Origin of the sequence: Salmonella sp. SAL04162, from assembly GCF_046551535.1 — a bacterium.
In the GTDB taxonomy this organism is placed as follows: domain Bacteria; phylum Pseudomonadota; class Gammaproteobacteria; order Enterobacterales; family Enterobacteriaceae; genus Salmonella; species Salmonella enterica.
In genome coordinates, this window is the sequence record NZ_JBGDVX010000001.1 from 69,261 (window position 1) to 92,430 (window position 23,170).

Here is a 23,170-nt window from a genome sequence, read left to right on the forward strand (position 1 = left end):
AATTAGGAGAATAACCTTCGCTTTCTTCTCCTCTCGCGTTTAGGCTTATGGCAAACTGCGGTTTTTATTCTGTTTTTACCGCCTCGTCGGGATAAAGATAAAGAGAGACTCAACATGAAATGGTTATGTTCAGTAGGTGTTGCTGTGAGTCTGGCGATGCAGCCAGCATTGGCGGAAAACCTGTTTGGCAATCACCCGCTGACGCCCGAAGCGCGCGACGCGTTCGTCACGGATTTACTCAAGAAAATGACTGTCGATGAAAAAATTGGTCAGTTACGTCTGATTAGCGTCGGCCCTGATAACCCGAAAGAAGCGATTCGCGAGATGATCAAAGACGGGCAGGTAGGGGCGATTTTCAATACCGTCACCCGCCAGGATATCCGTCAAATGCAGGATCAGGTGATGGCATTGAGCCGCCTGAAAATTCCTCTCTTTTTTGCCTATGACGTGGTACACGGCCAGCGAACCGTCTTCCCGATAAGCCTCGGTCTGGCTTCTTCTTTTAATCTGGATGCGGTAAGAACCGTAGGACGCGTATCGGCGTATGAAGCGGCGGACGACGGTCTGAATATGACCTGGGCGCCGATGGTGGATGTCTCCCGGGATCCGCGTTGGGGACGCGCCTCCGAAGGCTTTGGCGAAGATACATATTTAACCTCCATCATGGGCGAAACCATGGTGAAAGCGATGCAGGGCAAAAGTCCGGCGGATCGCTACTCGGTGATGACCAGCGTGAAACATTTTGCCGCCTATGGCGCCGTTGAAGGCGGTAAAGAATACAACACCGTGGATATGAGTTCCCAGCGTCTGTTTAATGACTATATGCCGCCTTACAAAGCGGGGCTGGATGCGGGGAGCGGCGCGGTGATGGTGGCGCTGAACTCGCTGAACGGCACGCCTGCGACGTCAGATTCCTGGCTATTGAAAGATGTCCTGCGCGATGAGTGGGGCTTTAAGGGAATTACCGTTTCCGACCACGGCGCTATTAAAGAACTGATTAAACACGGTACCGCGGCCGACCCGGAAGATGCGGTGCGCGTGGCGCTAAAGGCAGGGGTGGATATGAGCATGGCGGATGAGTATTACAGCAAATATCTGCCGGGTCTGATTAAGTCGGGCAAAGTGACGATGGCGGAACTGGACGACGCGACGCGCCATGTGCTCAACGTAAAATATGACATGGGATTGTTTAACGACCCCTATAGCCATCTGGGGCCGAAAGAGAGCGATCCGGTGGACACCAATGCCGAAAGCCGCCTGCATCGTAAAGAGGCGCGGGAAGTGGCGCGGGAAAGTGTGGTACTGCTGAAAAACCGGCTGGAAACGCTGCCGCTGAAAAAATCGGGCACCATTGCCGTTGTTGGGCCGCTGGCCGACAGTCAACGTGATGTAATGGGAAGCTGGTCTGCTGCTGGGGTCGCGAATCAGTCGGTGACGGTGCTGGCGGGTATTCAAAATGCCGTCGGCGATGGGGCGAAGATCCTCTATGCCAAAGGGGCGAATATCACTAACGATAAAGGCATCGTCGATTTCTTAAACCTGTATGAAGAGGCGGTGAAAATCGATCCGCGCTCACCGCAGGCGATGATTGATGAGGCGGTGCAGGCGGCGAAACAGGCCGATGTAGTGGTCGCAGTGGTAGGCGAGTCGCAGGGGATGGCGCATGAAGCCTCCAGCCGTACCAATATCACCATTCCGCAGAGTCAGCGCGACTTAATCACCGCTCTGAAAGCCACCGGTAAGCCGCTGGTACTGGTATTAATGAACGGCAGACCGCTGGCGCTGGTAAAAGAAGATCAACAGGCCGATGCGATTCTGGAGACCTGGTTTGCCGGGACGGAAGGCGGCAACGCCATTGCCGATGTGCTGTTTGGCGATTACAACCCGTCAGGCAAACTGCCGATCTCCTTCCCGCGTTCGGTGGGACAAATTCCGGTCTATTACAGCCATCTCAATACGGGACGCCCGTATAATCCTGAAAAGCCAAACAAATATACCTCACGCTATTTTGACGAAGCGAATGGCCCGCTCTATCCGTTTGGTTACGGTCTGAGCTACACCACATTTACGGTGTCTGACGTCACGCTCTCCTCACCGACAATGCAACGCGACGGCAAAGTCACGGCCAGCGTAGAGGTCACGAACACCGGTAAACGCGAAGGGGCAACGGTCATCCAGATGTACTTACAGGATGTCACGGCGTCAATGAGCCGCCCGGTGAAGCAATTAAAAGGCTTTGAAAAAATCACCCTCAAACCCGGCGAACGTAAAACCGTGAGTTTCCCGATTGATATCGAGGCGTTGAAGTTCTGGAATCAGCAGATGAAATATGACGCGGAACCCGGCAAGTTCAACGTCTTTATCGGCGTGGATTCCGCTCGCGTTAAACAAGGATCGTTCGAACTACTGTAAGCCTGCCGTCAACAGGGCGCGATAGCTGCGCCCTGTCTGGCAATGACTTTTCCTGTCCCCCCTTTTATTACCAGTCACGTCACTTACACTGGCGGAAAATCCCAGGTTAAACGCAGACTTTTCAACTATGCTTTTTTCTCAAGTCTCTGAAAAAGGCCGTAAAAGGATGAGGAAAGCATCATGACGATCTCAAAGCTATGGGTAAGTTCGCTGGCGTTGCTGGCGACGGTGAGTTTACCTCTACAGGCGGCATCGCCCGTGACGGTCGGGTCAAAGATTGATACCGAAGGCGCGCTGCTCGGCAACATGATTTTGCAGGTACTGGAAAGCCACGGCGTTAAAACGGTCAATAAAATTCAGCTCGGGACCACGCCAGTCGTTCGTGGCGCGATTACCGCCGGAGAGCTGGATATCTATCCGGAATACACCGGTAACGGGGCGTTCTTTTTTAAAGATGAAAACGATCCGGCATGGAAGAATGCAAAGCAAGGCTTTGAGAAAGTCAAAAAACTGGATGCGGAGCAGAATAAGCTGGTCTGGTTGACGCCTGCGCCGGCAAATAACACCTGGACCATCGCGGTACGCCAGGACATCGCGGAAAAAAATAAACTCTCCTCGCTTGCCGATCTCAGCCGTTATCTGAAAGAGGGCGGCACTTTTAAACTGGCGGCGTCTGCGGAATTTATCGAACGGGCGGATGCGCTGCCGGCATTTGAAAAAGCCTATGATTTTACCTTGAATCAGAACCAGCTCTTGTCGCTGGCGGGCGGCGATACGGCGGTCACGATCAAAGCCGCCGCGCAACAAACATCCGGCGTTAACGCCGCGATGGCGTATGGTACCGACGGCCCGGTCGCCGCGCTGGGTCTGCAAACCCTGAGCGATCCGAAAGGCGTCCAGCCTATCTATGCCCCCGCGCCGGTAGTACGTGAATCGGTGTTACAGGCCTATCCTCAGATAGCCGACTGGCTGCAACCCGTTTTCGCCAGCCTTGATGAGAAAACGCTGCAACAGTTGAACGCCAGAATCGCCGTAGAAGGGCTGGATGCGAAAAAAGTCGCCGCAGATTACCTCCGACAAAAAGGGTGGGTGAAGTAATCTGTGAGTGACGCTGCCAAAAAAATTACGGTTAATCGTGTGCTGTTGCTGTTGGTTGTTCTGACCCTGCTTGCTGTCGCGCTGCCTTTCATTAATTACGCCCCGAATCGTCTGGTGAGCGGCGAGGGGCGCCAGTTATGGGAGATCTGGCCGGCGACCATCTGGATGCTGACTGGCGCGGGATGCGCGCTGTTTACGCTGTGCTTTATACCCGGTAAACGCGGTAGCGTACTGACGCTGATGATGGCGCAGACGCTTTTTATTGTCATGCTGTGGGGAGTCGGCAGGGCGGCGACCCAGTTGGCGCAGGAGGGCAGTCCGCTGGCGCGTACCAGTCTGGGAAGTGGATTGTGGCTGGGCCTCGGTCTGATGCTGCTGGCCTGTAGCGATGCGATCCGCCGTATTACCACTGGGCCGCTGTGGCGCTGGTTGCTGCACGCGCAAATTGTCATTGTCCCGCTGGCGCTGCTGTTTTCAGGCACGTTCGACAACCTCTCGCTTCTGAAAGAGTATACCAATCGCCAGGATGTTTTCGATGCCGCGCTGGTGCAACATTTGATGTTACTGGCGGGCACGGTGCTGCCGGCGCTGGCGATCGGACTACCGTTGGGCGTCTGGTGTTATTTTTCCGCCTCACGCCAGGGGCCGGTGTTTACCGTACTGAATGTGATCCAGACTATCCCTTCCGTCGCGCTGTTTGGCCTGCTGATTGCGCCGTTGGCCGGGCTGGTGAAACAGTTTCCGTGGCTTGCCGCATTCGGCGTCGCGGGAACCGGCATGACGCCTGCGCTGATAGCTCTGGTGCTCTATGCGCTATTGCCGCTGGTGCGCGGCGTGGTCGCCGGGCTCAATCAGGTGCCGCGCGATGTGCTGGAGAGCGCAAAAGCAATGGGAATGAGTAGCGGCCAGCGCTTCAGGCATGTGCAACTGCCGCTGGCGCTGCCGGTCTTTTTACGTAGCCTGCGGGTAGTAATGGTCCAGACAGTAGGAATGGCCGTCGTCGCCGCGCTGATTGGCGCGGGAGGTTTCGGCGCGCTGGTGTTTCAGGGGCTATTGAGCAGCGCCATTGATTTAGTCCTGTTGGGCGTCATTCCGGTGATTGCGCTGGCGGTAGTGATCGACGCGCTGTTTGATTTATGGATCGCGTTTTTGAAGGGAGCAACCGATGATTGAATTTAACCATGTCAGTAAAACCTTCGGCGATCAACAGGCTGTTAGCGACCTCAATTTGCATTTTAGCGAAGGCAGCTTTTCGGTGTTAATTGGCACCTCCGGCTCGGGAAAATCGACCACTCTGAAGATGATTAACCGGCTGGTAGAGCATGATAGCGGAACGATCCGTTTTGCCGGGGAAGAGATCCGCAGCCTGCCGGTGCTTGAACTGCGCCGTCGCATGGGCTATGCCATTCAGTCTATCGGTCTTTTTCCCCACTGGACGGTGGCGCAAAATATCGCCACCGTACCGCAACTACAAAAGTGGTCGCGTGCGCGGATTAACGATCGTATTGACGAACTGATGGCATTATTGGGTCTGGAAAGCGCGCTACGCGATCGTTATCCGCATCAGCTTTCCGGCGGGCAACAGCAGCGGGTCGGCGTTGCGCGGGCGCTGGCTGCCGATCCGCAGGTATTGCTGATGGACGAGCCTTTCGGCGCGCTTGATCCGGTAACGCGCGGCGCATTGCAGCAGGAGATGACCCGCATTCATCAGCTACTGGGACGCACCATCGTACTGGTGACGCACGACATCGACGAGGCGCTACGCCTCGCCGACCATCTGGTGCTGATGGACGGGGGCCACGTTATCCAACAGGGATCGCCGCTTTCTATGCTGACCTCGCCGGAAAATGATTTCGTGCAGGCGTTTTTTGGCCGCAGCGAGCTGGGCGTAAGGCTGCTTTCGTTACGTAGCGTAGGCGATTATGTACGTCGGCATGAACAGCTCAGCGGCGACGCGCTGGTGGAAGAGATGACGTTACGCGATGCGCTATCGATGTTTGTCGCCCGCCGGTGCGACGTCCTGCCGGTGGCGAATCAGCAGGGCGAGCCCTGCGGTACGCTCCATTTCCGCGATCTGCTTTCGGAGACGTCCCCCCGTGAAACGACTGTGTGATCCGCTTCTCTGGCTTATTGTTCTGTTCTTGCTTCTGCTGTTTGGATTGCCTTATAGCCAGCCGTTCTTCGCCGCGCTGTTTCCCGATTTACCGCGCCCGGTCTACCAACAGGAGAGTTTTGCCGCCCTCGCGCTCGCCCATTTCTGGTTGGTGGGCATCTCAAGTTTGTTTGCCGTCGTGGTGGGCGTCGGCGCAGGGATTGCGGTCACGCGAGAAAGTGGGAAGGAGTTTCGTCCCCTGGTGGAGACTATCGCCGCCGTCGGGCAGACCTTTCCGCCGGTCGCGGTACTGGCGATCGCGGTACCCGTCATGGGTTTTGGTCAGCAACCGGCCATTATCGCCTTGATCCTGTATGGGGTGTTGCCCATCCTGCAGGCGACCCTGGCCGGGCTGGGCGCGGTGCCTGCCAGCGTGATGAGCGTTGCCAGCGGTATGGGAATGAGCCGTCGCCAACAGTTGTATCAGGTTGAGCTGCCGCTGGCCGCGCCGGTGATTCTGGCGGGCATCCGAACCTCGGTGATTATTAATATTGGTACGGCGACCATCGCTTCAACGGTGGGGGCCAGTACGTTAGGCACGCCGATCATTATCGGGCTTAGCGGCTTTAATACGGCCTATGTTATCCAGGGGGCGCTGCTGGTGGCGCTGGCGGCGATCATTATCGATCGCCTGTTTGAAAGGCTGACGCGCGCGCTTACCCGGCACGCAAAATAAAACTGTAACCTGCCAGCATCACGCCGCCGATACCGCCAATAGCCATCAGCAGGAAAAGGGCGATCACCCCGATTTTCGCTACGCGCATTATGTACTCCTTATGTTAATAAAAGGAGTATACATTAAAGCGAATTTGTTAGCTGCTGTTTAAACGCCAAGGGGATGAATGTCGCATCCCTGGGCGCGCCAGGCCAAAAGTTGCTGCTGCTGCGCCAGCGTCTGGTTTTCTCCGCACCATACCAGTAACGTCTTGCCGTCAAACAGTTCCGGGCGGAACTGGCTAAGCGAGTGCGCCAGCACGTCGATTCGCCATCCCTGTTGGCTGGCGACCCAACCTTCCAGCCACAGGCGGGTGGTATCATGGATATTCCAGCCGATCACCAACGCATCTTTTCCTTGTTTCTTACGCGCAGACGCCAGGCAGAGCGCAATATAGTTGATCAGGATACCGTCAAGAATGCCGAGCAGCGCCTGAAGGGCGGGTTGTTGGCACTGTAATCGTCGCCGCAGGGGGACGAACAGGTTAGTGGTCAATGTCTGGGCTGGATAATCCTGACCGCGTTCTTTGACCCATAGCCGTAAACTGTGCAGATTACTGCTTTGCAGGTAGTGCAGCAGGATCTCCTGCTGTTCGCGCCAGCCGTTAGGTTGTTCGCTACTGTCGCTACTGAGCAGCACTTTGACTTTGCTGACCTGGACGCCGTTATCTATCCAGCGCTTGATTTCGCGGATTCTGTCGATATCGGCATCGTTAAACAGACGATGACCGCCATCCGTTCGCTGTGGTTTTAAAAGTCCATAACGTCTCTGCCACGCGCGCAACGTGACAGGATTGATATCACAAAGCAAAGCCACTTCACCAATTGTGTAAAGCGCCATCGTTTCACCCTTGCTCGCGAGGTCCCGGTTTAACTTTAGACGCTCTTTTACTAACCAGGAAGTTTTGCCTGTTTTTTATGCATTAAAACGCGAAGTAGCGGGTTGCGGCGCGGCGTTTAAGTGATCGTATTCACGAATTCATATTTTTATGCAACAGTTCAAAGAAAGTTAATCGTACTCAATGTATGTTACGCGCTTTTAATTGAAGTGTGGTTTGCGGGTATGTACGAGTTTAATCTGGTGTTGCTGCTGCTTCAGCAGATGTGCGTGTTTCTGGTCATTGCGTGGCTAATGAGTAAAACGCGCCTGTTCATCCCGCTTATGCAGGTCACGGTTCGTCTGCCGCACAAGCTTCTGTGTTACGTCACGTTTTCTATCTTCTGCATTATGGGCACTTATTTTGGGCTGCATATCGAAGATTCGATTGCCAATACCCGCGCGATTGGCGCGGTGATGGGCGGCCTACTCGGCGGGCCGGTCGTCGGCGGGCTGGTCGGCCTGACCGGTGGGTTACATCGGTATTCTATGGGCGGCATGACGGCGCTGAGCTGTATGATTTCCACCATCGTCGAAGGGCTGCTGGGCGGGTTGGTACACAGCGTTCTCATACGTCGCGGACGCCCGGACAAAGTGTTTAGCCCGCTGACGGCGGGAGCAATTACGTGTGTTGCCGAACTGGTGCAGATGCTGATTATTTTATTGATAGCCAGGCCGTTTGACGATGCCCTGCATCTGGTCAGTAATATTGCCGCGCCGATGATGGTGACGAATACCGTTGGCGCCGCGCTGTTCATGCGTATTTTGCTCGATAAGCGCGCCATGTTCGAAAAATATACTTCGGCATTTTCTGCTACCGCGCTGAAGGTCGCCGCGTCAACGGAGGGGATTCTGCGTCAGGGATTTAACGAAGTGAACAGTATGAAGGTGGCGCAGGTGTTATATCAGGAGTTGGATATCGGCGCCGTCGCCATCACCGATCGCGAAAAACTGCTGGCTTTTACCGGTATTGGCGACGATCACCATCTACCGGGCAAACCCATTTCATCAGGTTATACGCTGAAAGCGATTGAAACCGGAGAGGTGGTTTATGCCGATGGCAACGAAGTGCCGTATCGCTGTTCGCTACACCCGCAGTGTAAACTCGGCTCGACGCTGGTGATCCCGCTGCGTGGCGAAAATCAGCGAGTCATGGGCACCATTAAATTGTACGAAGCGAAAAACCGGCTGTTCAGCTCAATTAACCGTACCCTGGGAGAGGGTATTGCGCAGCTTTTATCCGCGCAGATCCTGGCCGGGCAGTATGAACGGCAGAAGGCGTTGCTGACGCAGTCAGAGATCAAGCTGTTGCACGCGCAGGTGAATCCGCATTTTCTGTTTAACGCGCTCAATACCATTAAAGCGGTGATTCGCCGCGACAGCGAACAGGCCAGCCAACTGGTGCAGTACTTGTCGACCTTTTTTCGCAAAAATTTAAAACGCCCGTCGGAAATTGTCACGCTGGCGGATGAAATTGAACACGTGAACGCTTATCTGCAAATTGAAAAAGCGCGTTTTCAGTCGCGTCTGCAGGTACAGCTTGATGTTCCATCGACGCTTTCACGTCAGAAATTGCCTGCGTTTACATTACAGCCGATTGTTGAGAACGCCATTAAACATGGCACGTCGCAACTGCTTGATACCGGCAACGTCGCTATTCGCGCCCGGCGCGAAGGGCAGCATTTGATGTTAGATATTGAAGATAATGCGGGACTGTATCAGCCTTCCGCCGGCAGTAGCGGGCTGGGGATGAGTCTGGTGGATAAACGTCTGCGCGAACACTTTGGCGATGATTATGGTATTAGCGTGGCCTGCGAGCCGGACTGTTTTACCCGAATTACATTACGACTTCCACTGGAGGAGGACGCATGATTAAAGTGCTGATTGTGGATGATGAGCCGTTAGCGCGGGAAAATCTGCGGATTTTGCTCCAGGGGCAGGATGACATTGAGATTGTGGGAGAGTGCGCGAACGCGGTAGAAGCGATTGGCGCGGTACATAAGCTGCGACCTGATGTGCTGTTTCTGGATATTCAGATGCCGCGTATCAGTGGACTGGAGATGGTAGGAATGCTTGACCCGGAACACCGCCCGTATATCGTTTTTTTAACCGCGTTTGACGAATACGCCATCAAAGCCTTTGAAGAACACGCTTTTGATTATCTGCTCAAGCCGATAGAGGAGAAACGGCTGGAGAAAACGTTACATCGTCTGCGTCAGGAGCGCAGTAAACAGGATGTTTCGTTGTTGCCGGAAAACCAGCAGGCGCTTAAATTCATTCCCTGTACCGGACACAGCCGGATCTATTTGTTGCAAATGGATGATGTCGCCTTTGTCAGTAGCCGTATGAGCGGCGTTTATGTGACCAGCAGTGAAGGTAAAGAGGGGTTTACCGAGCTGACGCTGCGCACGCTGGAAAGCCGGACGCCGCTACTGCGTTGTCATCGTCAGTTTCTGGTGAATATGGCCCATTTGCAGGAAATTCGGCTGGAGGATAATGGGCAGGCAGAGCTGATTTTACGCAACGGCCTGACGGTGCCGGTAAGCCGTCGCTATCTGAAAAGTTTAAAAGAGGCGATTGGCCTGTAAAAGACTGTTAGAATATCGTTTTGCCATAGAAACGACCGAAGGCCTCATGCTGAGTAACGATATTCTGCGTAGCGTGCGCTACATTTTAAAAGCTAATAATACCGATCTGGCGCGCATCCTGGCGCTGGGTAACGTTGATGCTACGCCGGAGCAGATTGCAATCTGGTTGCGCAAAGAAGAGGAAGAGGGGTTTCAGCGTTGCCCGGATATCGTGTTGTCCTCATTTCTCAATGGCCTCATTTATGAAAAACGCGGCAAAGATGAGGCGGCGCCTGCATTGACGGCGGAACGTCGTATCAACAACAATATTGTGCTGAAAAAGCTGCGTATCGCCTTTTCGCTAAAAACAGATGATATCCTGGCGATACTTACCGGTCAGTTGTTTCGTGTCTCAATGCCAGAGATCACCGCGATGATGCGCGCGCCGGATCATAAGAACTTCCGCGAATGCGGCGATCAGTTTATGCGTTATTTTCTGCGCGGTCTGGCGGCCCGTGAACACGCGGCGAAGTAATTCTGCGGTATTGTTCCCGGCAGCGTCCTGTCTGACCGGGAAAACGCATTATTATACTAATTGATTCTATGATACCCGCTCTCTTCCAACAGTTTCTGCGAGCGAATCATTGACAGATAGTGCGCGGAACAGTTGTCAATTGATGATCCTGGCAATTTACAGAGGTCGCTCATTTTTGCCTGGGTAAAATCAATATTCACATATTCCGTAGCATAGCTATCATAATAGTCGATTCGTTCAGTCAAACCCGGCATACCCTGATAAGCTTCGCTGACTTGACTCAGCATTTTTTGTGCTTCTTCTTTATTATTGGCTTTCAGGGTTTTATAAAGTATTTTATTTTCAGATGCTTGACGTAAAACGATATCCCCTTTGTAGTAATAGGTTAACTTGATTTCAATACCGTTGAGATTACCTACATAGCGTTGTGTTTCCTCTGACTCTTTGTTAGCGGCTATCTTTTTGATAAACGCTGTCATGTTATTTTGCTTTCCCTGGAGAGTATCGTTTTTCTGATCGCAGCCAGTTATGCTAACCGATAGAGAGAGCGCGAATAGTGGCAGCGCCATAAGGCGTAGAATCCGCATAACAATTCCTTGTCGTTAAGTATTGGTGTAGCCAGGAATTCAGGGATTATAGGCTTTGGCGAGGGGACTTACAGCGAGGCTGTCTTTTTTCGGAATTCATAAAGAAAAGACGCTGCCGAAGCAGCGCCCTGAGCGACTTTACCAGTCGATGCAATACATTATGCCTGCCAGTTATTTCGCTTCTTTAAAACCAGCGGCTTCCAGCAGCGTCTGGGTTTGTTTCATGCTGATACCTTTGCTGGTATCGCCGGACACCATTGTCCCAGAGATTCCCTGTAACGCTTTAAAGTCCACTTTTTCCATATCCACAGAGACGTTTTCCTGGGCATAGGTATCTTCATAGGTTAATTTTTCTTCTACTCCGGCGATATTTTTATATTTCGCGCTCAGCGGATCGAGAATTTTGGCGGCATCTTCTTTCGTTTTAGCGCCTACAGTGGCATAGCTGATTTTACTTTCAGACGTCTGCTTAATGATTTTGTCACCTTTATAGGTGTAGGTAATTGAAATTTCTGTCCCCGCCAGGTTTGCGTTAAAGGTCTTTGATTCTTCTTTATCGCCACAGCCAGCAAGAGAGAACACCAGTACGGAAGCCAAAGCCGCGGACAATAACTTGCCAGAAATTTTCATCTAAAACTCCATTTTATATAATGATTGGGTTTTTAAAATAATTTCAATGAATTAATTTAACCCAGTAATAGCAATGTATCAGGGAGGGATAGAATATGACTTTTAGCCGTTATTTAGCAGTCCGGATATGGAGTCTTAGCGCTATTGCTTATTAAGGAAAAAGTTAAAACGCGCGGAGGGGGCGATATGCCAGTCAGGATTAAGCGGTTAAAAAAGCCGGAGCATGCTCCGGCTTGTTGCTTATTTCACCTGCTGGCCAGGCTTCGCGCCCTCATCAGGGCTTAACAGGAAGATATCTTTCCCGCCAGGTCCTGCGGCCATCACCATTCCCTCGGAGACGCCAAAGCGCATTTTGCGCGGCGCGAGGTTGGCGACCATTACCGTCTGGCGGCCAATCAGCGCCTGCGGGTCCGGGTAGGCGGAACGAATGCCGGAGAAGACGTTACGCTTCTCGCCGCCCAGATCCAGCGTCAGACGCAGCAATTTGTCAGAGCCTTCCACAAACTCGGCATTTTCAATCAGCGCCACGCGCAGATCGACTTTCGCAAAATCGTCAAAGGTGATGGTTTCCTGAATCGGGAAGTCGGCTAACGGGCCGGTAACCGGCGCGGTTGCGGCTTTCACCTCTTCTTTAGACGCTTCAACCAGCGCTTCAACTTGCTTCATGTCGATGCGATTGTAGAGCGCCTTAAAGGTGTTGACCTTGTGACCGAGCAACGGCTGTTCGATGGCATCCCAGTTCAGTTCGCTGTTCAGGAAGGCTTCAACGCGTTCAGAAAGCGTCGGCAGTACCGGTTTCAGATACGTCATCAGCACGCGGAACAGGTTGATGCCCATTGAGCAAATGGCCTGCAGGTCCGCGTCGCGGCCTTCTTGTTTAGCCACCACCCACGGCGCTTGCTCGTCAACATAACGGTTAGCGACGTCGGCCAGCGCCATAATCTCACGGATAGCTTTACCGAATTCACGGCTTTCCCATGCTTCGCCAATCACCGCAGCGGCGTCAGTAAAGGTTTTATACAATTGCGGATCGGCCAGTTCAGCCGCCAGCACGCCGTCGAAACGCTTATTGATAAAGCCTGCGTTACGGGATGCCAGGTTGACTACTTTATTGACGATATCGGCATTGACGCGCTGGACAAAGTCTTCCAGGTTCAGGTCTATGTCATCAATGCGTGAAGAAAGCTTCGCGGTGTAGTAGTAGCGCAGGCTGTCGGCGTCAAAGTGTTTCAGCCAGGTGCTGGCCTTAATAAAGGTGCCGCGAGACTTAGACATCTTCGCGCCGTTCACCGTCACGTAACCGTGAACGAACAGGTTGGTCGGCTTACGGAAGTGGCTGCCTTCCAGCATGGCAGGCCAGAACAGGCTGTGGAAATAGACGATGTCTTTGCCGATAAAGTGGTACAGCTCGGCGTCGGAGTCTTTTTTCCAGTACTCATCAAAACTGGTCGTGTCACCGCGCTTATCGCACAGATTTTTGAAGGAGCCCATATAGCCAATAGGCGCGTCCAGCCAGACGTAGAAATATTTGCCCGGCGCGTTCGGGATTTCGAAACCAAAATACGGCGCGTCGCGGGAGATGTCCCACTGTTGCAGGCCGGATTCAAACCACTCCTGCATTTTGTTCGCCACCTGCTCCTGCAGCGCGCCGCTGCGGGTCCACGCCTGCAACATTTCGCTGAATGACGGCAGGTCAAAGAAAAAGTGCTCGGAGTCACGCATTACCGGCGTCGCGCCGGACACCACGGATTTCGGTTCGATAAGTTCGGTCGGGCTGTAGGTCGCGCCGCACACTTCACAGTTATCGCCGTACTGGTCCGCGGATTTACATTTCGGGCAGGTGCCTTTCACAAATCGGTCCGGCAGGAACATGCCTTTTTCCGGATCGTAGAGTTGAGAGATAGTGCGGTTCTTAATAAAACCGTTCTCTTTCAGGCGCGTATAAATCAGCTCGGACAGCTCGCGATTCTCGTCGCTGTGCGTTGAGTGGTAGTTGTCGTAGCTAATATTAAAACCGGCGAAATCGGTCTGGTGCTCCTGGCTCATTTCACCGATCATTTGCTCCGGCGTAATACCAAGCTGCTGCGCTTTCAGCATGATCGGCGTGCCATGAGCGTCATCGGCACAGATGAAGTTAACCTCATGGCCGCGCATTCGCTGGTAACGGACCCAGACATCAGCCTGGATGTGCTCCAGCATATGGCCGAGGTGGATAGAGCCGTTGGCGTACGGCAGCGCGCACGTTACCAGAATTTTCTTCGCGACTTGAGTCATAGTGGGTATTACTTCTTCTGTTGTAAAAAAGGGCTTTGATAGTACCAAAATGGTAATTACTGCGCCAAGCGATAAGGGCATTTATCCGTAAATGAATAATTGTTACCGCTGGAGTAAACTACAAAGTTACAATCGTACTTTTCAGAACTACAAAAGGAGTCGGGATGAACGAACAATCCCAGGCCAAATCACCAGATACCCTGCGAGCGATGGTCGCCGGGACGCTGGCGAATTTTCAGCACCCAACCCTGAAGCATAACCTCACCACGCTTAAGGCGTTGCACCACGTCGCCTGGATGGATGATACGCTGCACGTTGAGCTGGTCATGCCGTTCGTCTGGAACAGCGCGTTTGAGGTCTTAAAAGAGCAATGCAGCGCCGATCTGTTACGTATTACAGGCGCAAAAGCGATCGACTGGAAACTGTCGTACAACATTGCGACGCTGAAACGCGTCAAAAATCAGCCTGGCATTAATGGCGTGAAAAACATCATTGCCGTGAGCTCCGGTAAAGGCGGGGTGGGTAAATCGTCCACGGCGGTAAACCTGGCGCTGGCGTTAGCGGTTGAAGGCGCAAAGGTCGGGGTTCTCGATGCCGATATTTACGGCCCGTCGATCCCAACCATGCTTGGCGCAGAAGATCAGCGCCCGACATCGCCAGACGGTACGCATATGGCGCCGATTATGTCTCACGGCCTGGCGACCAACTCGATCGGTTATCTGGTGACTGACGATAACGCGATGGTATGGCGCGGCCCAATGGCCAGTAAGGCGCTGATGCAGATGTTGCAGGAGACGCTGTGGCCGGATCTGGATTATCTGGTACTGGATATGCCGCCGGGAACCGGGGATATTCAGCTAACGCTGGCGCAGAACATTCCTGTTACCGGCGCGGTGGTGGTGACTACGCCGCAGGATATCGCGCTAATCGACGCCAAAAAAGGTATCGTGATGTTCGAGAAGGTGGAAGTGCCGGTGCTCGGCATTGTGGAAAATATGAGTATGCATATTTGTAGCAACTGCGGCCATCACGAACCGATCTTCGGCACGGGCGGTGCGCAGAAGCTGGCGGAAAAATACCATACTCAGCTTCTGGGTCAGATGCCGCTGCATATTAGTCTGCGCGAAGATCTCGATCGCGGTACGCCGACGGTGGTTAGCCGTCCGGAGAGCGAATTTACCGCGATCTATCGCGAACTGGCCGATCGCGTTGCGGCACAGCTTTACTGGCAGGGTGAAGTGATTCCGGGTGAAATCGCCTTCCGCGCGGTGTAATCCTCCTGACGTATTCTAAAGAGAATATGGCATTCACTGCATTAATATATATTGATGCAGTGAATGTATTAATAAAATAATAGCCCCCGCATTGTTAATTTCTGCTTAAACAGACAGGTGTTTATCTGAAATAATCGGCAAAAACATTATTTGAATTGATCATACCTATCCTACTGATTTATTTTTTCAATTGGTTTTAAGGTATCGATACGTTCATCCTGCTCATCAGGACGGCCTGCATACTGTTTGACGTTCACCAGAGGAACAATTGCTCACTATGAAAAAATATTTGCTGATGGGAATTATAGTTTCGGCTTATGGGATAAGCGTACCTGTTTTTGCCTCCGACACCGCAACATTAACCATCAGTGGAAAAGTGACCGCGCCAACGTGCAGTACAGAAGTGGTAAACGCACAGTTGCAGCAGCGTTGCGGCAACACTATCCACGTTTCAACGCTGCAAACACCCGCCGCTACGCCGATGAGAGGTGTGACAACGCAGCTATACACGGTGCCTGGTGATAGCACCCGACAGATTGTTGTTAATCATTACGACTAATTCTTATTAATTCCGCAGGCCCATATCATTGACATCAATGATATGGGCTTTTTTATTCGTTGTGTTTATATGTAAGGGCAGTAAATTTCGGAAATTAATAAGTTTACAAAATAATGATAAGCAATGATTATTTGTTGCAATTATATTGCAATCTGTAAATTGTTTTAAATCAACAAAACATCGCGTTTACATTGCGATAACTTCCTGTCTGTGAGAATTTTCTTTGCAAGGGTTAATAACTCTTAACAAATAGAAATTACTTCATTAAGGAAGAGATTATGAAACGTTCACTTATTGCTGCTTCTGTATTGTCTGCTGTATTTATGAGCGCTGGGGCTTTTGCTGCTGATGAAGATATGGGTGAATTAAAAATCAACGGAGAAGTGGTAGGAACATCCTGTACGTTCGAAGGCGCAAATAGCGCGACTATTGAATTATCCCAGGTAGGTGTTGATAGATTGACTGACTTAAACCCTGGCGATATATATACAGGATACACTAGTCCAGAAGCGATTTTAAAAGTAAAATGTTCGAATACAGCTAATCCACGAATTAGTTTTAACCGTTCTCAATTTGTGGATAATATGCAAATCACCAAAAATAATGCTACTAATAATGGTGCGGGCTTCGCTGTTTATCTTGATGGTATTCAGGTGAAACCTGATGAGTCGGGGAATTACACTCTGAATTCAAGTAAGTTTGAAAATGGTGTATATACCCTGAACTTTTCTGCCCGCTATGCCGCCGTTGAAAATACTGTAACACCAGGTTCTGTTGAATCTGTACTGACAATGACGGTATTAACTGATTAACAATCTTTTTTTGGCGGCTAAGCTTTTAGCCGCTTGTATCTCTTTTATAAGGTTATCGGCCATGAAACGGATGATTGCATTATGCCTGGCTTGTGCCGCTATGCCTGCGTGGAGCGGCATTTATATATATGGTACACGTATTATTTATCCGGCGCAGAAAAAAGATATTACCGTACAATTAATGAATGACGGTAAACGAAGTTCACTCATCCAGGCGTGGATTGATAACGGTGATACCAGCCTGCCGCCAGAAAAATTACAGGTTCCATTTATTATGACCCCACCTGTAATTAGAGTCGCGGCAAATTCAGGTCAGCAATTAAAAATAAAAAAACTCGCTAATAACTTGCCTGGCGATCGTGAAAGTCTTTTCTACCTCAATGTACTGGATATTCCACCAAATTCAGACGAGAACAAAGATAAAAACATTATTAAATTTGCGCTACAAAACCGGATAAAGTTGATCTATCGCCCACCGGGGGTGCAGAAAGTCGATAAAGCAACATTTTCCCGCTTGCAGTTGCTTCGTGCGCCAGGGAGTATTAGCGTGAAAAATAATTCCGCAAACTGGATCACTATTCCAGAAGTTAAAGCAAAAAGTAAAGTAAATAAAGAAACCTTATTACTGGCTCCATGGTCATCGCAGAGTATCACCACAACGGCAGTTGTAAATAGTTATACCGTGACGCTAATTGATGATTCTGGGAATTATTTAAACGAGACTATCAAAATAGAAAATTAAAAGCGGGGAATTAACCTAAGGATAGATAATGGAAAAGTTAAACGCCATCACGCTGTCACTTTTTGCAGCGTTGCTTACTTCACCCGCCTGGGCTGAAGAAGAAACATTCGATACTAACTTTATGTTCGGTGGGTTGAAAGGTGAAAAGGTGTCCCGTTATCAGATTGATAGCACCAAACCCATGGCTGGCGTTTATGAGATGGACGTTTATGTCAATAAAGAATGGCGTGGAACTTATGAGGTTAATATTCAGGATGACCCCGATAGTACCTGTATTTCTCCGGATCTGATCGCCAGCCTGGGAATTAAATTTACCCCGCAGAGTACAACAGTAGAAAATGAATGTATTGCGCTGAAAACGGTGGTTCATGGAGGTAGTGTTTCTTATGACACTGCCGCTTTTAACCTTTATCTGAGCGTCCCTCAGGCTTATGTGTTGGAATATGAAGCGGGCTATGCGTCTCCAGAGACATGGGACCGTGGAATTAACGCTTTTTATACATCGTATTATGCCAGCGAATATTACAGCCATTATAAAAGCGGCGGTAGTGAGAAAAATACTTACGCAAATTTTGTCAGCGGATTGAATCTGCTTGGATGGCAATTACATTCTAACGCTAATTTTTCCAAAAGTGACAATTCAGCTGGCAAATGGCAGAGCAATACTCTGTATCTGGAACGTGATTTCCCGGCGGTACTGGGGACAATGCGTCTGGGGGAACAGTACACTAGCGGGGATATGTTTGATACGGTGCGCTTTCGCGGGGTGCGCTTCTGGCGTGATATGCAAATGCTGCCGCACTCTAAGCAAAATTTCGCTCCGGTTGTGCGTGGCGTGGCGCAAAGTAACGCCCTGGTGACGGTTGAACAGAATGGCTTCATTGTTTATCAAAAAGAAGTTCCGCCTGGCCCCTTTGTATTTGAAGATCTTCAGCTGGCAGGGGGGGGAGCCGATCTGGACGTGAGCGTTAAAGAGGCTGACGGTACTGTTTCACGGTTTATTGTTCCGTATTCTTCCGTTCCCAATATGGTGCAGCCCGGCGTAGCAAAATATGATTTCGCCGCCGGACGAAGCAGAATTGAAGGAGCCTCTCAGCAAACTGATTTTCTCCAGGGAACCTATCAGTACGGGATCAATAACCTGCTAACGTTGTATGGCGGAACGATGTTAGCCAGCGATTATCGCTCATTTACCCTTGGCACCGGGTGGAACACGCTGATTGGCGCGGTATCTGTCGACGGTACGTTGTCTCATAGCAAGCAGGATAATGGCGATGTTTTTGATGGGGAAAGCTACCAGATTGCCTGGAATAAATATCTCCCGCAATCAGCCACCCATTTTTCTCTGGCAGCATATCGCTACTCATCACGTGATTATCGCACTTTTAACGATCATGTCTGGGCTAATAACCGGGACAACTATCGTCGCGATGATGACGATATTTATGATATTGCAGATTATTATGAGAATGACTTTGGGCGTAAAAATACTTTCACTCTCAATATTAATCAGACGCTACCCGATGGGTGGGGATATTTTACTGCCAGCGCCCTGTGGCGCGACTATTGGGGGCGTAGCGGTACAGGCAAGGATTATCAGTTAAGCTACAGTAATACCTGGCAGCGGCTCAGTTTTACGCTATCGGCAACCCAGACTTATGACAGCGATAACCGTGAAGATAAGCGCTTTAATATCTATTTATCGATTCCCTTAACATGGGGAGTAAAGGAGAATGGGGGAAATCGTGATATCCATTTATCGAATTCCACCACCTTTGACGATCAAGGTTATGAGGCGAATAACACCAGCCTTAGCGGCACGTTCGGTAATCGCGATCAGTTTAATTATACGACTAACCTCAGCCAGCAGCGACAGGAACACCAAACGACATTCGGGGGAGCAGTAACCTGGAACGCCCCGCTGGCGACGGTCGGCGGCAGTTACAGCCAATCCAATCAATATCATCAGGTGGGCGGAAATATTCAGGGAGGGCTGGTTGCATGGGCCGATGGCGTGCATTTAGCCTCTCGCCTTAATGATACTATCGCGATTATTAACGCGCCGTACCTGGAAGGCGCGGCGGTGCAGGGGCGTCCCTATTTACGTACCAATGCAAAAGGTTATGCCGTATTTGAAGCATTGACGCCATACCGGCAAAATTTTATCTCTCTTGATGTCTCCGAGAGTGAAAGTGATGTCGCTCTGCTGGGAAACCGTAAAGTTACAGTGCCTTATCGCGGAGCCGTAGTGGTGGTTGATTTTGAAACAGAGACCAGTAAACCTTTTTATTTCCTGGCGCGGCGCGCAGATGGCGAGCCTTTAACGTTTGGTTATGAAGTGGAAGATGACGAGGGAAATAATGTAGGACTGGTAGGTCAGGGGAGCCGGGTATTTATTCGTACTGAAAAGGTTCCCGTTTCGGTAAAAGTCGCAACAGATAAACAACAGGGTCTTTTCTGTAAGATCACTTTTGATAAACAGATTGATGAAAATAACGTTTATATTTGTCGGTAATCTTTAGGTGACGCCATGAAAAGACTACTATTTTTATTAATAATGATGCAGTTTACGCAGTTGGGTTACGCGGCGTGTAATGCGACCTTAACCAACACGAAGGATTATACGATTCAATCCGATAGCTTAATGCTGGGGGGGGAGGAGTCAGCCATTATTACAAATGGTTTCACTGATGCCAATTGTTCTAATAGTGATGTTGTGACTAAATTAGAGACATCCGATCATATTATTGGTATGGGGCCGAATGATAGTGTTAAGTTAAAATTAAAAGTTGAATGGCAAAGCAGTAGTGCGATAAATATGCGCAACCAAAACGGTGTAATTGAAGCCCCCTATAAGATAACGATTTCAGAAATAAACTCACTGGAGGCGGTGACTGTGTCTGCCAGGGGGGGATACTCGGTTACGATAGATAATATAACGGTGATGTCGGGTGCAAAGAATCAATGGAGCGGTAGCGATTGGGTGGTATTTATTTTAAAATATATTGGCTGTTGGGGGAATAGAGAGTGTGTTGCGAACGTTATCACTGATCTGAATGGGAAAGGCGTTTATAAAGCCAATTTAACGATAAATTACAACCGTAAAGAAACTACCTGCGCCCCCCAGAATCTCACCATCACGTTGGACCCGGTGCCTATGACTAAACTCCGCACTAAAGGAGAGGTTAGTGAATTTTCTAAGCAGGGTGATATTATTCTGGATTGCAAAAATCAGGTACGGAATGCGATGCTGACATCACGGCAAATAGCGGTGAATCTACGTAGTGATTTAGTCTGGGATGAGAATGAAGCAGTCCTGAAACCGGATAACGATAATGGCGTTGGGTTTATCTTAAGAGATTCAAATCGGAGCCTGCTTAAAATAAACAAAGGAGCAGCGATAAACAGTATTTTCAAAACCTATGCCAAAGGCAGTGCAGTGAATTCGGTGGAAGCTATTCCTGTCTTTGCCACATATTATGTTCTTGATCCTGCAAAAGTTAAAGCGGGGCCATTACAATCGAAAGCATTAATCGTGGTATCTTATAATTAATTTTATGCTGTACGCACTCTTTATACAAAGAGTGCGTATATCATTATCGATGATAAAAAATCTCGCCATCATAGGCTTTGATGATTTTTCCATCGGTATCGTTAATCAGTACATACGCGCCGCCCATATAGGTCCAGTGAGTACCGGCATCTGGCGCGGGCAGATTACGTAATTTCCACTGTTTAATATTATACTCATCGGTGCGGTACATCTGCGGAACGGTATCGCCGGGCTTGAAGTGGGTGAAGTCGGCGATAAAACTTTTTAACTCATATTGATCAATGCCCGTTGTCGCGGGGGCGGCCCATGCAAAACTGGTTGCAAGCAACAGCGCGCAAGGCAGCAACTTACTTTTCATACTTTTACCCTCCACATATGCGGGTCAGTTAACATCGTGTGTATCATTTCTGCTGGTGGCGTATCTGACAAGCGCTATTTTGTTATCTCACGCCCCTTTTCGTAAAAAGTGTAAACGAAAGCGTCGTGCAGCAACATATCCGCCAGCAAGTTTGCCAGAACCGAATAGGTTTTGAGAACTATCTGATAACGCTGAAATTATCGTCCGCCGCTGGCTGTAAATTTACATTGTCTGGCGCAGACAGTATGCTTAATAGCGAAACCCCGCTTAACACGGCGGGGCTTGACGACTCGGGGTGCCCTTCGTTGTGAAGGCTGAGAAATACCCGTACCACCTGATCTGGATAATGCCAGCGTAGGGAAGTCTGACACTGCTCGTGTCCCTTCTTCACGCGGGCAGGAGCTGAACCATGCAGCCTGACCTGCACTGCCGCACGCTTGCGGCGCATACGTTAAAACACTTTCGCGCGCTCTCCCCGCTTACGCACTGTATGACGAATGACGTCGTACAAACGTTTACCGCCAATACGTTGCTGGCGCTGGGCGCTTCACCCGCCATGGTGATTGATCCTGTCGAGGCCAGACCGTTTGCCGCCATCGCCAACGCCTTGCTGGTTAATGTCGGAACATTAACCGCCTCACGCGCTGAAGCGATGCGTGCGGCGGTAGAAAGCGCTTATGATGCCAAAACGCCGTGGACGCTTGATCCTGTCGCAGTAGGCGCGCTGGAATTTCGTCGGCGATTTTGCCTGGATCTCTTGTCCCTGCGCCCGGCGGCAATACGCGGCAACGCCTCGGAAATCCTGGCGTTAGCCGGCATGGCGCTGGGCGGACGCGGCGTAGATACCACCGAGGCGGCGTTGGCCGCACTGCCTGCGGCGCAGGCGCTGGCGCGTCAGATAGACTGCATCGTGGTGGTCACCGGCGAGGTAGATTACGTCACTAACGGTCAGCGCACGCTGAGCATTCCCGGCGGCGATCCGTTAATGACTCGCATTGTAGGCACCGGCTGCGCGTTGTCGGCGCTCGTCGCCGCCAGTTGCGCGTTACCGGGCGCCGCGCTGGACAATGTCGCGTCGGCCTGCTGCTGGATGAAACTGGCTGGACAGGCCGCGGCAGAGCGTAGCGAAGGACCGGGCAGCTTCATCCCGGCTTTTCTTGATGCGCTCTATCATCTGGATGTAGAGGCGGCCAATGAAGAGAATTAACGCGCTGACGATTGCCGGTACCGATCCCAGCGGCGGGGCCGGTATCCAGGCGGATCTCAAGACCTTTTCCGCGCTGGGCGCATATGGCTGTTCGGTCATCACCGCGCTGGTGGCGCAAAATACCTGTGGCGTACAGTCGGTGTACCGGATAGAGCCGGACTTTGTCGCCGCTCAACTTGATTCCGTGCTCAGCGATGTGCGCATTGATACCACGAAAATCGGGATGCTGGCGGAAACCGATATTGTCGAGGCCGTGGCGGAACGACTACAGCGCCATCATGTACGTAATGTGGTGCTGGATACGGTGATGCTGGCGAAAAGCGGCGATCCGTTGCTCTCGCCCTCTGCGATAGAAACATTACGCGTCCGGCTGTTGCCGCAGGTATCGCTGATTACGCCTAATTTGCCGGAAGCCGCAGCGTTGCTGGATGCGCCCCATGCGCGTACGGAACAGGAGATGCTGGCGCAGGGGCGGGCGTTACTGGCGATGGGGTGTGAAGCGGTATTGATGAAAGGCGGGCATTTAGAGGATGCGCAAAGCCCGGACTGGCTCTTTACCCGTGAGGGCGAGCAGCGTTTTAGCGCGCCGCGTGTGAACACCAAAAATACGCATGGGACGGGCTGTACGTTGTCGGCGGCGCTGGCGGCGTTACGGCCCCGGCATCGCTGTTGGGGAGAGACGGTAAACGAGGCGAAGGCATGGCTTTCGGCGGCGCTGGCGCAGGCGGACACGCTGGAAGTGGGGAAGGGCATTGGTCCGGTACATCATTTCCACGCGTGGTGGTAGTATACTGCCTACAGACCCGTCGTCAGGAAAGA

At 51.2% G+C, this 23,170-nt stretch carries 22 protein-coding genes and 1 riboswitch; of the genes, 16 read left to right on the forward strand and 6 right to left on the reverse strand.

All coding sequences use genetic code 11. The annotated features are described in order from the left end of the window. The first annotated feature begins 114 nt into the window (after positions 1–114). From bglX to ACLJRH_RS00360, 5 genes are all read left to right on the forward strand, one after another. Complete coding sequence (gene bglX / locus ACLJRH_RS00340) at positions 115–2,412, forward strand: beta-glucosidase BglX (protein WP_000871560.1); 2,298 nt, start codon at positions 115–117, stop codon at positions 2,410–2,412. Positions 2,413–2,592: 180 nt separating this feature from the next. Next, a complete protein-coding gene (locus ACLJRH_RS00345; protein WP_000155876.1) occupies positions 2,593–3,510 on the forward strand; it encodes an ABC transporter substrate-binding protein in 918 nt (305 codons plus the stop codon). A gap of 3 nt (positions 3,511–3,513) precedes the next feature. After that, complete coding sequence (locus ACLJRH_RS00350; protein ID WP_023137004.1) at positions 3,514–4,683, forward strand: ABC transporter permease; 1,170 nt, start codon at positions 3,514–3,516, stop codon at positions 4,681–4,683. Then, complete coding sequence (locus tag ACLJRH_RS00355) at positions 4,676–5,623, forward strand: ABC transporter ATP-binding protein (protein WP_000569166.1); 948 nt, start codon at positions 4,676–4,678, stop codon at positions 5,621–5,623. The genes ACLJRH_RS00350 and ACLJRH_RS00355 overlap by 8 nt, the downstream gene beginning before the upstream one ends. After that, positions 5,607–6,338: an ABC transporter permease gene (locus tag ACLJRH_RS00360; RefSeq protein WP_000824854.1), complete on the forward strand. Its 732-nt coding sequence runs from the start codon at positions 5,607–5,609 to the stop codon at positions 6,336–6,338. Before ACLJRH_RS00355 ends, ACLJRH_RS00360 begins: the two co-directional genes overlap by 17 nt. On the opposite strand, the gene ACLJRH_RS00365 is transcribed toward ACLJRH_RS00360, so the two are convergent. Together ACLJRH_RS00365 and mlrA are read right to left on the reverse strand one after the other, a co-directional pair. Then, complete coding sequence (locus ACLJRH_RS00365) at positions 6,319–6,426, reverse strand: protein YohO (RefSeq protein WP_001261696.1); 108 nt, start codon at positions 6,424–6,426, stop codon at positions 6,319–6,321. The two genes, ACLJRH_RS00360 and ACLJRH_RS00365, sit on opposite strands and share 20 nt — an antisense overlap. 59 nt (positions 6,427–6,485) lie before the next feature. Next, on the reverse strand, positions 6,486–7,217 hold the full coding sequence (mlrA, locus tag ACLJRH_RS00370; protein ID WP_001240416.1) for an HTH-type transcriptional regulator MlrA: 732 nt from the start codon (positions 7,215–7,217) through the stop codon (positions 6,486–6,488). A 222-nt stretch (positions 7,218–7,439) separates the two neighbouring features. On the opposite strand from mlrA, the gene ACLJRH_RS00375 reads away from it, so the two are divergent. From ACLJRH_RS00375 to ACLJRH_RS00385, 3 genes are read left to right on the forward strand one after another with little or no spacing between them, the layout of a single operon-like run. Further along, on the forward strand, positions 7,440–9,125 hold the full coding sequence (locus tag ACLJRH_RS00375) for a sensor histidine kinase (RefSeq protein ID WP_000272850.1): 1,686 nt from the start codon (positions 7,440–7,442) through the stop codon (positions 9,123–9,125). Next, positions 9,122–9,841 (forward strand): two-component system response regulator BtsR, encoded by a 720-nt coding sequence (btsR, locus tag ACLJRH_RS00380; protein WP_000598637.1) that lies wholly within the window; start codon positions 9,122–9,124, stop codon positions 9,839–9,841. Before ACLJRH_RS00375 ends, btsR begins: the two co-directional genes overlap by 4 nt. A 46-nt stretch (positions 9,842–9,887) precedes the next feature. Then, a complete protein-coding gene (locus ACLJRH_RS00385) occupies positions 9,888–10,355 on the forward strand; it encodes a DUF1456 family protein (RefSeq protein WP_000950413.1) in 468 nt (155 codons plus the stop codon). A gap of 56 nt (positions 10,356–10,411) precedes the next feature. Here ACLJRH_RS00385 and ACLJRH_RS00390 read toward each other — a convergent pair whose 3' ends face one another. The 3 genes from ACLJRH_RS00390 to metG all read right to left on the reverse strand — a co-directional run bounded on the left by ACLJRH_RS00390 (position 10,412) and on the right by metG (position 13,846). Continuing rightward, a complete protein-coding gene (locus tag ACLJRH_RS00390; protein ID WP_023137005.1) occupies positions 10,412–10,942 on the reverse strand; it encodes a YehR family lipoprotein in 531 nt (176 codons plus the stop codon). Between the two features lie 171 nt (positions 10,943–11,113). Further along, entirely contained in the window at positions 11,114–11,572 is a 459-nt protein-coding gene (locus tag ACLJRH_RS00395; protein WP_000703136.1) for a YehR family lipoprotein, read from the reverse strand. A gap of 240 nt (positions 11,573–11,812) precedes the next feature. Continuing rightward, on the reverse strand, positions 11,813–13,846 hold the full coding sequence (metG, locus tag ACLJRH_RS00400; RefSeq protein ID WP_023137006.1) for a methionine--tRNA ligase: 2,034 nt from the start codon (positions 13,844–13,846) through the stop codon (positions 11,813–11,815). Between the two features lie 164 nt (positions 13,847–14,010). Here metG and apbC point away from each other — a divergent pair, with 164 nt between their 5' ends. The 6 genes from apbC to ACLJRH_RS00430 all read left to right on the forward strand — a co-directional run bounded on the left by apbC (position 14,011) and on the right by ACLJRH_RS00430 (position 20,786). Further along, complete coding sequence (gene apbC, locus ACLJRH_RS00405; protein ID WP_001005425.1) at positions 14,011–15,120, forward strand: iron-sulfur cluster carrier protein ApbC; 1,110 nt, start codon at positions 14,011–14,013, stop codon at positions 15,118–15,120. Positions 15,121–15,397: 277 nt separating this feature from the next. Continuing rightward, positions 15,398–15,679 carry a YehE family protein gene (locus ACLJRH_RS00410; RefSeq protein WP_000760404.1) on the forward strand — a complete coding sequence of 94 codons (282 nt, stop codon included), beginning with the start codon at positions 15,398–15,400 and terminating at the stop codon, positions 15,677–15,679. Positions 15,680–15,957: 278 nt separating this feature from the next. Continuing rightward, positions 15,958–16,491 (forward strand): fimbrial protein YehD, encoded by a 534-nt coding sequence (gene yehD, locus ACLJRH_RS00415; protein ID WP_000830680.1) that lies wholly within the window; start codon positions 15,958–15,960, stop codon positions 16,489–16,491. Between the two features lie 61 nt (positions 16,492–16,552). Next, positions 16,553–17,233, forward strand: coding sequence for a fimbrial assembly chaperone (locus ACLJRH_RS00420; RefSeq protein ID WP_000827109.1), 681 nt, complete (start codon positions 16,553–16,555; stop codon positions 17,231–17,233). 28 nt (positions 17,234–17,261) lie between these two features. Further along, positions 17,262–19,748, forward strand: a complete 2,487-nt coding sequence (locus ACLJRH_RS00425; RefSeq protein WP_023223162.1) for a fimbrial biogenesis outer membrane usher protein — start codon at positions 17,262–17,264, stop codon at positions 19,746–19,748. A 15-nt stretch (positions 19,749–19,763) separates the two neighbouring features. Beyond that, entirely contained in the window at positions 19,764–20,786 is a 1,023-nt protein-coding gene (locus ACLJRH_RS00430; RefSeq protein WP_000825909.1) for a fimbrial protein, read from the forward strand. Positions 20,787–20,829: 43 nt separating this feature from the next. Here ACLJRH_RS00430 and rcnB read toward each other — a convergent pair whose 3' ends face one another. Then, positions 20,830–21,144, reverse strand: a complete 315-nt coding sequence (rcnB, locus tag ACLJRH_RS00435; protein WP_000837534.1) for a Ni(II)/Co(II) efflux transporter accessory subunit RcnB — start codon at positions 21,142–21,144, stop codon at positions 20,830–20,832. A gap of 281 nt (positions 21,145–21,425) precedes the next feature. Continuing rightward, positions 21,426–21,522, forward strand: a riboswitch (TPP riboswitch). A 31-nt stretch (positions 21,523–21,553) separates the two neighbouring features. Here rcnB and thiM point away from each other — a divergent pair. After that, the gene (gene thiM / locus ACLJRH_RS00440) at positions 21,554–22,351 is read left to right on the forward strand and encodes a hydroxyethylthiazole kinase (protein WP_023137008.1); all 798 of its coding nucleotides are present in this window, start codon (positions 21,554–21,556) and stop codon (positions 22,349–22,351) included. Next, positions 22,338–23,138, forward strand: a complete 801-nt coding sequence (thiD, locus tag ACLJRH_RS00445) for a bifunctional hydroxymethylpyrimidine kinase/phosphomethylpyrimidine kinase (RefSeq protein ID WP_000822248.1) — start codon at positions 22,338–22,340, stop codon at positions 23,136–23,138. Before thiM ends, thiD begins: the two co-directional genes overlap by 14 nt. Positions 23,139–23,170 lie beyond the last annotated feature (32 nt).